Origin of the sequence: Mesorhizobium sp. M7A.F.Ca.CA.004.06.1.1, assembly GCF_003999135.1 — a bacterium.
Classification (GTDB): Bacteria; Pseudomonadota; Alphaproteobacteria; order Rhizobiales; family Rhizobiaceae; genus Mesorhizobium.
Map to the genome: position 1 here is coordinate 1 of NZ_RZPQ01000323.1, position 6,258 is coordinate 6,258.

General features: G+C 60.9%; 5 protein-coding genes and 2 pseudogenes. 4 read left to right on the plus strand and 3 right to left on the minus strand.

Going from position 1 to position 6,258, the window contains the following annotated elements:
- On the plus strand, nucleotides 1-413 hold a 413-nt coding region (locus EN906_RS19165; protein ID WP_189340297.1), incomplete at its 5' end, for a transposase.
- 421 nt (nucleotides 414-834) lie between these two features.
- Here EN906_RS19165 and EN906_RS19170 read toward each other — a convergent pair.
- A complete protein-coding gene (locus EN906_RS19170; protein WP_024504268.1) occupies nucleotides 835-1,893 on the minus strand; it encodes a class I SAM-dependent methyltransferase in 1,059 nt (352 codons plus the stop codon).
- Nucleotides 1,894-1,950: 57 nt separating this feature from the next.
- Nucleotides 1,951-2,172: pseudogene (locus EN906_RS19175) on the minus strand (insulinase family protein); the annotation flags it as partial.
- Nucleotides 2,173-3,229: 1,057 nt separating this feature from the next.
- Between EN906_RS19175 and EN906_RS38320 the strand changes: the two are divergent.
- From EN906_RS38320 to EN906_RS38325, 3 genes and pseudogenes are all read left to right on the plus strand, one after another.
- A complete protein-coding gene (locus EN906_RS38320) occupies nucleotides 3,230-3,676 on the plus strand; it encodes an extracellular solute-binding protein (protein ID WP_236383562.1) in 447 nt (148 codons plus the stop codon).
- A gap of 157 nt (nucleotides 3,677-3,833) precedes the next feature.
- Nucleotides 3,834-4,142 (plus strand): helix-turn-helix domain-containing protein, encoded by a 309-nt coding sequence (locus EN906_RS39000; RefSeq protein WP_236473435.1) that lies wholly within the window; start codon nucleotides 3,834-3,836, stop codon nucleotides 4,140-4,142.
- Nucleotides 4,143-5,323: 1,181 nt separating this feature from the next.
- Nucleotides 5,324-5,518: pseudogene (locus EN906_RS38325) on the plus strand (DUF459 domain-containing protein); the annotation flags it as partial.
- Between the two features lie 69 nt (nucleotides 5,519-5,587).
- On the opposite strand, the gene EN906_RS19195 reads toward EN906_RS38325, so the two are convergent.
- On the minus strand, nucleotides 5,588-6,258 hold a 671-nt coding region (locus EN906_RS19195; RefSeq protein WP_164777240.1), incomplete at its 5' end, for an FAD-dependent oxidoreductase.

Sequence of the window (6,258 nt, forward strand, 5' to 3'; positions counted from 1 at the left end):
AAGCACTGCCCGGCAATCCCTATGACGGCCACACGCTGGCAAGCGTCATCCCCGACATGGAAAAGACCATCGGCAACGAGATCGGCCGCATCCTCGCCGACGCCGGCTATCGCGGCCACAACGCACCGCAGAGCCACAAGCTCAGGGTCTTCACCGCGGGCCAGAAACGCCGCGTCACCCCAGCCATCAAGCGCCAGATGCGACGGCGGTCGGCGGTCGAGCCCGTCATCGGCCACATCAAGAGCGAACACAGAATGGGCCGCAACTACCTCGCCGGCCAGCAGGGCGACACCCTCAACGCCATCCTGGCCGCCGCCGGCTACAACTTCTCCCTCCTGCTCAGGTGGCTGAAGGGGTTTTTGTCGCTCTTGATTGCCCTGCTTCAAATCCGGCCGAAGCCGGTCGCCGCTTAGGGCTCGGATTGTTCACGGTCGACTAGTGAGCACTCTCCAATATGTTAGGCTCTGTCGCAGTAGCGCAACAAGCTCAGTCTTTGGATGGGTGGTATGAGGATGAGACGACTGAATGTGTACAGGCTCAGTCTTTTTATCGAGGCTCTCGTTTTTGTCGTAAGCGCGTTCGGTGCGACGTGGCTTACCAGCTTTGTGAACGCGCCATGGTGGACATATGTGATTATAGCGGCCATCGCTATGGGCATGTTCGTCGCCGTGCGTGGGGTCCTTTCTGAGCCGCAACGTATGGGACTCTTGGCACACAACTCGGCAGCGACCTCTGCGTGAACCCAGACGCCTTGAAAATGTGCCCGATGCGTCCGGATTTTTGGCGGTGATCTTCATCAAATGCGATGAGCTGCAATTTCTGGCGACGGCCACGCTAAGGGCGGGCCTCCAGCACCATGTTGAACGGTGTCTCCGCGGCGCGACGCAATCGCTTGAAGCCGCCGCCGGTCACAACCTTGCGCAGCCTCGCCTCACCGGCCTGGGCTCCAAGCGCGAGCCCGACTTCCTGCGACACGGATGCGGGCGTGCACACGAAAGTGGAAGCGGCATAGTAAACGCGGCCGACGGGATTGAGGTTCGCCGCCAGATGATCATGCGCGAACGGCTCGACGATCATCCACGTGCCGTCCGGCTTGAGCGATCCGTGGACATGGGTGGCGGCGCCCGTCGGGTCGCCCATGTCGTGAAGGCAATCGAAGAATGTGACGAGGTCATAGGTTCCGGGATAGCTCTTGGCGGCCGCCACGTCGAACCGCGTGTTAACGCCGACGCCGGCTACCTCGGCCGCCTTGCGGGCGCGCTCAATCGAAGGGGCATGATAGTCGAAGCCGACGAAGCGCGAATTGGGGAAGGCCTGTGCCATGAGCACGGTCGATGCACCATGACCGCATCCAACATCCGCGACGTCCACGCCGCGTTCGAGCTTCTCGACGACGCCCTCCAAGGCCGGCAGCCAGGAGTCGATCAGATTGGCATTGTAGCCTGGACGGAAGAACCGTTCCGTACCGCGAAACAGACACGCGCTATGATCGTGCCACCCGACGCCCTTGCCGGACTGGAATGCCTGCCTCACCTTTTCTTCATCGAGCCACAGCGCGGACAGGAACTCGAATGCGCCTGCCATGAAGGCCGGGCTGTCTTCATCAGCGAACACCAGCTCTTGCTCGGCGTTGAGATAGAATTTGTCGCTCGCTTCATCGTAGTCGACGTAACCCGCCGCCGCCTGCCCGGAAAGCCATTCCCTTACGAGGCGTTCCTGGGTGCCGGTGCGTGTCGAAAGTTCGGCGGCCGTCATCTTGCCGCCTTCGCGCAATGCCTTGAACAGGCCGAGTCTGTCCCCCAGCAGGACTCCCGCGCCCGTTGCGATCGCACCGAGATCGCCGACCATTTTCCCCAAGAATGCGTCCAACTTTTCCTGATTCGCTTCAGACATCTGAATCTCCCTTTGGGTTCAATCTCTCCAGGCGACGGAGCCGTGCTCGTCATGAGGCGCCTTGAGCATCAGATGCTCGAAGACATGCAGATATCCCCGGCGGCTCATTCCGCGCTGCCGATCCTGCACCAGACCATATGGGTGACGACCGGCGCGGTGGTCGGGAATGACAGCCACCTCCATGCCGTTGAAAAGCAGGAAATCCGTCACTTTGCCCTCGTCGGTAACCGGCGGAGCCGGAGTGGTCGTCACCAGGGCAAGCCCTGTTGCAGCAGGTATCCTTGGGCAGCCTGTCAGAACATCGATGACTCCGGTTGTGGTGCCGGGGTGGGCGATCAGGGGCCAAGTGATTGTTCCGCGGCGGCTGTATGTTGTGGTAAGGTGATCATGCGAACTCTTGTTGGTCGGTCACGTGTTTTGCGGATGACCCGCATGTACTGTGCCAAATGAGAAAACCATTCAAACGCAATCCAGTAGATCTGACTGTATCCGACATTGTCGGAATTTGGACATCGCCGAACGCGAAGCGCTCGGGGCTTGTGACGATACTTGAGCGTGCTGCTTCGGAGGAGGGATGAGCCTCGAACCGGCCGCGAGGCCTTTTTCTGGCAACGGATATTCCGGCCGGGTTAGGCCGCGAGGAAAGCGACGGTGAATAAGAGGTAGAGGACCAACCGTTTTGAGCGGGTAGTTGCCGTGTTGCGCCCCCAGGCAAAGGCCAGCACCACGGAGCAGTATTTCTGGTGGCGATACTACAACGCCTTTTAGTGCCGGTTACCCGTTTTTACCCAGTTGGCCTGGTGCATTCAGAGCGAGCTCGTTGGAAACCGCTTATTGTGGCTATGAGCGAACTCGGGATGGAGGAGTGGACCCAAAAATTGGCAAAATGCCCCAGGGAGGATTACATGGGTCGCTCATTCCCCGTACTCGTTACAGGTGCGCGTCGCTTCGCAAACAGCTTGCTTTTGACTTGGCGTTTTTTGCCGTCTCGGCATCGCTCACTAATTCGGCCGCTGCCGACACCGTGAACTGGCGTCAATTCGAAGGGACCAGCATAACTTGGGCCTACGACATCCACCCCTATGCGGATGCTCTCGCTGCGCAATTTCCGGAGTTCGAGAAGCTGACCCGGCATCAAGGTCACGCCGGAACTCTACCCAGACGATTCTTACTGGAACAAGATGACGATCCAACTGACGACGAAGTCGCCAGCATGGGATGTGTTCGGCACTGGCATTCAGCCCGCGTAGGACCTCGCTCCGAGTGGCGCCCTGGAGCCGCTGGACAAATACCTGAGCGATTGGAAGCTTACCGATGCTGGATACGACTACATTACGTGGACATGATCAAGAAGTGCGCGGCTCCTTCCTTCGCGTCCGGCCGCAGCGCGATGACGATCGACTCAAATATGTTCGGCTTCTGGAACGATGTTGCGGGGAAGCCGGCATCCGGCAAGATCGCCTTCGCTCCGCCGCTGCACGCACCGAGCGCCACGAGCTTGGAGTCTGACATCTGGATCTGGGCTCTCGCCATGAACGCGGCTTCCGAAAAGAAGGGCACGGCCTGGCTGTTCATCCCGTGGGCCACCTCCAAGCAGGTGGCGCTCAAGGGTGCCCTTGCTGGCCAGCTCGTCAATCCGCCGCGCACGTCGACCTGGCAGACGACACCTGGACTAAGTACGCTTCGCAGCCCGAGTTCAACAACTTCGTTGACAGCTTCAAAAAGATACAGGACCAAGCCGCGCTGGCTTTCACACCGCGTGTCGGCTTCGGCGAAGCCATGAACGCATGGGCCGTGGCGATGCAGAAGATGGTAAACGGCGATGACGTCGAGACGACGTTGAGGGCGCTTGCCGAAGAAATCCGCACTGGCCTCTGATCAAAAGGAACAGGGCAGTACTATTGCACTGCCCTGTTCCCGCCAACGGCGGAGATCACGCCGTGTCACCCCAAGCACTTAAACCCAGCGTGCCGATGGCAGCCGAAGGACCTGGCGCGCGCGCCTCGTCCGGTTCGGCTTCGCTGGAGGGGCGTTCCATCGACTGTTTCAGCCTTGCAATCATCCAGGCGCTGGCCAAAAGCCAGATGGAGCGCCGGCTCAGGAACCGGCGCAAAAACTCGAGCCTGCCGGCGCTGATCGAGCTGGTGCTGGCGCGGCCGCTGGTGTCGGCAGGTCTGGTCGCGGCCGAGCTGAAAATTAGCCAGCGCGCTGCGCTCGGGCTGGTGCCGAACTCGGCATCCGTGAGGTGACCGGCAGGGGGCGCTACCGGGCGTGGGACCCCGTTTAGCTGCGGCGGGCTTTGGCGAAAGCGACAGCACTGATGATTTTTGCTGTACGCTCATTCTCCCTCATCTGCGCGTTGACAGAAAACCAGCAGGCGAGGGTCACAGCACGCTGTGCTCCCCGCGATTTCCGGAAAACCAATGAAAAACGACTTTGATCGATCGCGCGGGACGTATCATTCAACCATGTCGAGAACGGGCGTGACGGCACGTACACTATGGACCGAGAGAACTTTGTCTGGCGACTTTGCGCACGCTTGCAAAACTCTTCGGAAAACTTCCTTCTGTTGATCCAATGATCGTAATGAGCTGGAGTGGCATCGCCGCTCTCCTCGGTTCTTGCTCTCTCAGTTGAACTTGATGCTAGCCTGCACGAAAACGCCGTAGCGCTTTGCCTTCCAATCGTCGGCCTGCGGGGAACCACGACCGCCCATTGCCTCTTCGAAATGAGCGGTGCCGTTATTCGCCACGGCCGCAACACCGCCTCGAGCTGGACGCCATGCCCATCGCCGTCTTCGGGAATTAGCTTGATCTTGGGCGCATGTGGTGCTGCTCTTTGCCGTCGAGCCGCGTGAAGAGGAACGCCACGTCACCAGAAAGGCTGAGTCGCTCGGTGAGTTGCGTCTGCCCGGCCAAGCCGAGTCGCAGCGAATGCCAATCGTTGTCCTGGCTGAGAGGTTGACGTAGGTGGGACGGTTGGCACACAGGTTCCCCAGTTGGTCGCCTGCTGCGTGCAACCGAAAGCATCGTAGCTCTCGTGCCAGAAATTGTTGCCAACAAAAGCACCGATGCGGTAGCGCGGTGAGTTCAAGAAATTATATCCAAGATCGGCGGTGAAATAGCTGACGCCGCCCCCGCGCTGATCACTGAATGTGTTTGAGTAGCCCCCCATTTCCGTAAGAAGTCCTCGTCATGAGAAAATCCTCCCTGATGCCGCCCGCACCGAGGAGGCCTTTACGAAAATGCCAGTCGGATTGTGGACTCGAATGCGCGTCTAGATCGTCATAGGTGAGCCGCGAGACCAGTGACGTACCTTTATGATTGTAAAGTTCCTTCGATGCGTTGCCGGTACTGGCCAGTAACGTAGTCCACCCTCGAAGGAAAAGACTGAGGCCGCCGACCCGGCTACCGACGCCGACTCGCAATCACCGGCACTCGACGGCGGTTCGGAACTTCTCGGTGCCGCAGCGCCGGCCAAGCCGGACGGGCCCGGTGAAAAATTCGTCGTCGAGGGCAAGGCGCCCGCTGCTGCGCCCGGCCGCGCCGACGATTTTTCTTGGCCGCCAAGGCGGCAGCCTGCGGCCGGGGCCACAACCGAAACGACCACGGCGATCAGTCCGTAAGCTGCCCGGGGCAGCGGAAGGGCGGAAAGCGCCTTCAGGTGGCCGCACAAGTAGGGTCTCGAGACGGACTCAGCGCGGCAGCACGCTCGATCCCATCAGCGCCTCATCGATGGCGCGCGCCGCCTGGCGGCCCTCGCGGATCGCCCAGACGACCAGCGACTGGCCGCGCCGCACGTCGCCCGCCGCATAGAGCTTTTCGACGCTGGTCCTGTAGTCCCGGTCATTGGCCTCGACATTCTTCGAGCGGCGGCTGTCAATGGCGATCTTCATCTGGCCGGCCAGTTCCGACACCGGCCCGCGAGCGGCTGGCCCGGCAAAGCCGATGGCGATGAACGCGAGATCGGCGCGGATGACGAATTCGGTGCCGGCGATCGGCTTGCGCTTTTCGTCGACTTCGCAGCATTTGACCCCGGTCAGCTGGCCGTTTTCGCCGATGAATTCAAGCGTCGCCACCTGGAATTCGCGCTCGGCGCCTTCGGCCTGCGAGGATGACGTGCGCATCTTGGTCGCCCAGTATGGCCAGACCGACAGCTTGTCTTCCTTTTCCGGCGGCTGCGGCCGGATGTCGAGCTGGGTGACGCGCACCGCGCCCTGGCGGAAGGCGGTGCCGACGCAGTCGGAGGCAGTGTCGCCGCCGCCGACGACGACGACATGCTGGCCGCCGGCGAGGATCGGATGCGACGGCCACGCCACCGACTGGATCGGTTCGCCGCCGACACGCCTGTTCTGCTGCACCAGAT

What these genes read in the sequence shown, in the direction of transcription:
- EN906_RS19170 (WP_024504268.1), bottom strand. Translation starts at nt 1,893, where the DNA reads ATGTCTGAAGCGAATCAGGAAAAGTTGGACGCATTCTTGGGGAAAATG.